The sequence below is a fragment of the Minwuia thermotolerans genome (assembly GCF_002924445.1).
Taxonomy (GTDB): Bacteria; Pseudomonadota; Alphaproteobacteria; order Minwuiales; family Minwuiaceae; genus Minwuia; species Minwuia thermotolerans.
In genome coordinates this window covers 1-3,206 of sequence record NZ_PIGG01000062.1, presented here as the reverse complement: position 1 = coordinate 3,206, position 3,206 = coordinate 1, and the positions used below count along the sequence as shown (strand labels likewise).

Genomic DNA, 3,206 nt, shown 5'->3' with positions numbered 1-3,206 from the left:
TACGGCACGATCCTGTACGACCTCGAAGGCCGACGGGTGCTTGGCCTACTTGCTGACCGAGATGCCACGAGCGTCGAAGCGTGGCTGAGCGCGCATACGGGGATCACCGTGATCGCACGCGACCGCGGCGGGACCTACGCCCGTGCAGCGACGAAGGCCCTGCCGGACGCGGTTCAGGTCGCCGACCGCTGGCATCTGATGGCGAACGCCAGCGCCGCGTTCCTGGAGGCGGTGCGCCGGTCCATGAAGCCACTGCGCGAGGCGCTCGGCGTCGGTACCGTTGATCCCAAGCTGTTGACCAGCGTGGAGCACCGACAACTGGACGGGGCCAAACGGCGCGATGCGGAGAACGCCACGGTGCTCACCCTCGCGGAAGCGGGCATATCGTTGAGGGAGATCCGCCGGCGCACCGGCCTCAGCCGGGGGACCGTCCGGCGTATCGTGCGCGGCGAACGCGAGGACGTGTTCCAACCGCGCCGGAGCACGCTGGCGCCCTACGTGTGGATCGGCGTGGAATAAGGCCCCCGTATGAGGGGTGGTCGGCGTCCAATCGGGACCCCTCTGGGGATGGGATTCACAGTGCTCCCGGATTTTTCTCGGGAGCCTGGATTGGGATGTTGGTTGTGGAGACGATCGCGAAGATCCGCCGAGCGCATTTCGTCCATGGCAAGGCGATCAAGGCGATCAGCCGCGAGCTGAAGGTGTCGCGGAAGGTCGTGCGCAAGATTTTACGGTCTGGGGAGACGGCGTTCGCCTATGAACGTCGGGTTCAGCCGATGCCGAAGATCGGCCCGTGGCGGGACGAGCTCGATCGACTTCTGGCGACGAACGCTGCGCGATCGTCGCGCGAACGTCTGACGTTGGTTCGTGTCTTCGAGGAGCTGCGCGGACTCGGCTACGCGGGCGGCTACGACGCGGTGCGGCGCTACGCGGCCTCGTGGCGCCGACGGGAGAGCGCAGCGGCGGCTTCGGCGTTCGTGCCGTTGAGCTTTGCGCCGGGCGAGACCTACCAGTTCGACTGGAGCCACGAGATCGTTCTGATCGGCGGCGTCACGGTGACCGTGAAGGTCGCCCATCTCCGGCTCTGCCACAGCCGGATGCTGTTCGTGCGGGCCTATCCGCGCGAGACGCAGGAGATGGTGTTCGACGCTCACGATCGGGCGTTCGCCTTCTTCAAGGGCGCGTGCACGCGGGGCGTCTACGACAACATGAAGACGGCGGTGGACGCGATCTTCACCGGCCGGGAGCGCCGCTACAACCGGCGCTTCCAGCAGATGTGCGGCCACTATCTGGTCGAGCCGGTGGCGTGCACGCCGGCCGCCGGCTGGGAGAAGGGCCAGGTCGAGAACCAGGTGGGCGTTGTGCGGCGGCGGTTCTTCGCGCCGCGTGTGCGGGTGAAGAGCTATTCGGAACTGAACGCCTGGCTGCTCGATCGCTGCGTCGCGTGGGCGAAGGCGCAGCCCCACCCCGAAGCGCGGGAGAAGACGATCTGGGAGATGTTCGAGGCCGAGCGGCCCAGCCTCGTGCCCTACCGCGGCCCGTTCGACGGCTTCCACGCCGTGCCGGCGGCGGTCTCGAAGACCTGCCTCGTGCGCTTCGACAACAACAAGTACTCGGTCGCGGCCGGCGCCGTGGGCCGGCCGGTGGAGATCCGCGCCTATGCCGACCGGGTCGAGCTCCGCCAGGACGGACGGATCGTGGGCGCGCACGCCCGCGCCTTCGGACGCGGCGAGACGGTCTACGATCCCTGGCATTATGTTCCGGTGCTGGCGCGCAAGCCCGGTGCCCTCCGGAATGGCGCGCCGTTCAAGGACTGGGTGCTGCCGGCGTCGATCGAGCGGACGCGACGCAAGCTGCGCGCCGTCGCCGACGACGACCGGCAGATGGTCGATATCCTCGCCGCTGTACTGACGGACGGCCTGTCTGCGGTCGAGGCCGCCTGTGCGGAAGCGCTCGCCGAGGGCGTCTGCTCCGCCGACGTCATCCTCAACATCCTGGCCCGCCGGCGCGATCCGGCGCCGCCCATGACTATCATGACGCCAGAGGCGCTGCGGCTCGCGTCAGAGCCCGTCGCCGACTGCGCCCGCTATGACAGCCTCAGGAGGGCCCTCTGATGGAGCGCACCGAGATCCTCGCCGCCATGGGCGGCCTCAAGCTCTTCGGCATGAAGGCGGCCTATGACGAGATCGTCGCAACCGCGGTGAAGCGCCAGCACGAGCCGCAGCGCCTGGTCGGCGATCTGCTGACGGCCGAGATCAGCGAGAAGCTGGTCCGCTCGATCAAGTACCAGATGACTGTCGCTCGCATGCCGTTCGCCAAGGAGATCGAGGAGTTGGTCTTCGACGGCATGCCGGTCAACCAGACCCTGGTCCGCGACCTCGCCGGCGGCGGGTTCCTGGAGCAGCAGCGCAACGTCGTGCTGATCGGCGGCACGGGAACCGGCAAGACGCATCTCGCCGTCGGCATCGCCCGCGCCTGCATCCGCGGCGGCGCCCGCGGACGCTTCTTCAACGTCGTCGATCTCGTCAACAGACTCGACGCCGAGGCTCGCGCCGGTCGCCAGGGCCGCATCTGTGACCAACTCGGCCGCCTCGACTTCGTCGTTCTCGACGAACTCGGCTACCTGCCCTTCGCCCAGTCCGGCGGACAGCTGCTCTTCCATCTGATCAGCCGCCTCTACGAACAGACCTCCGTCATCGTCACCACCAACCTCGCCTTCGGCGAATGGCCCAGCGTCTTCGGCGATGCCAAGATGACGACGGCGCTCCTCGACCGGCTCACTCATCACTGCGATATACTCGAGACCGGCAACGAGAGCTGGCGCTTCAAGACCCGCGCCTGATCCCCCAAAAAACCAGAAACGCCGGCCCGCCCGCCGCTCCGCCTACGGCTCCGCGCCAGGCGGCCCGGCACCGTTCACGCCGACTGCTGCAGGGGTCCCTTTTGCAAGCCGCTACGGGGTCCCGTTCCAACGCCGATTGACACCCTACGAGCAAATGCTCGACAAACTCTGGAACGAGGGCTTCCGCAACGGGGCCGAATTGCACCGCCAGGTCCGTGCGGCCGGGTTCAGGGGCAGCCTCCGGGTCGTCACGGAGTGGACGACACGCAGACGGCAGGATCTGAAAGCGGCAGAAACGTGCGTGCCCCGCAAGGCGCCCGCCGCGCGCACGGTGGCGAAAATGCTGACGACGCACCGCCACGGC

The 3,206-nt window shown here is 67.9% G+C and carries 3 protein-coding genes and 1 pseudogene; all 4 read left to right on the top strand.

Translation table 11 applies throughout. From position 1 onward, the window contains the following. Positions 1–519 (top strand): transposase (locus CWC60_RS17095; RefSeq protein WP_164516610.1); only part of this gene is annotated, 519 nt, incomplete at its 5' end. A 95-nt stretch (positions 520–614) separates the two neighbouring features. Next, on the top strand, positions 615–2,114 hold the full coding sequence (gene istA, locus CWC60_RS17090) for an IS21 family transposase (RefSeq protein ID WP_109795137.1): 1,500 nt from the start codon (positions 615–617) through the stop codon (positions 2,112–2,114). Next, the gene (gene istB, locus CWC60_RS17085) at positions 2,114–2,842 is read left to right on the top strand and encodes an IS21-like element helper ATPase IstB (protein WP_109795136.1); all 729 of its coding nucleotides are present in this window, start codon (positions 2,114–2,116) and stop codon (positions 2,840–2,842) included. Before istA ends, istB begins: the two co-directional genes overlap by 1 nt. A gap of 154 nt (positions 2,843–2,996) precedes the next feature. Further along, a pseudogene (locus CWC60_RS23935) lies at positions 2,997–3,206 on the top strand (hypothetical protein); the annotation flags it as partial.